A 492-nucleotide genomic window follows, 5' to 3' on the forward strand; every position below is an offset into this window, starting at 1 on the left:
TGCATTACGATAGCTGCAGATTGGGCATGTCTGACTTCTAAAATCTGGCGGTATTTGTACATAGTCATATCCATACCAGTTGAGTTCAGACATGAGCTTCTGCTGCAGTCTTCCACGGGCAAATGTAGACAGATCACCATTCAGTCTGTGAGACTTTTCAAATTCTCTGATATCCAGCAATTCAAGCACAGTCAAAATATCATGTGTGATACATGACATATATGCTTTTACATCCTGTTTGATTTCATGATTCAGCATATTGTAGTAGGCACGCTTCTTGCGATACGGTGCATCTGCTGTGCGTATCATATGCTCCAGGTTATCCATCTTCTGGATGAGAGAACGTCTCACATCCGCAGGAAGGTTCTTATGATGACGCACATAATAGACAATATGAAATGACCTCCCAATAACTTGTAGCAGCGAGGATCATCCGAGATATACTTGTTATTGGTAATAAAAACAAGAGTATTAGGAAGTTGCCTTAATACA

The 492-nt window shown here is 40.4% G+C and carries 1 protein-coding gene; it reads right to left on the bottom strand.

Annotated features, from left to right (window positions below; all coding sequences use genetic code 11):
- The coding region (locus tag ACTND6_RS11140) for a hypothetical protein (protein ID WP_441024338.1) at window positions 1-381 on the bottom strand (381 nt) is incomplete at its 3' end.
- Between the last annotated feature and the right edge of the window lie 111 nt (window positions 382-492).

The organism is Bulleidia sp. HCP3S3_C9 (assembly GCF_052064035.1).
In the GTDB taxonomy this organism is placed as follows: Bacteria; Bacillota_I; Bacilli_A; order Erysipelotrichales; family Erysipelotrichaceae; genus Bulleidia.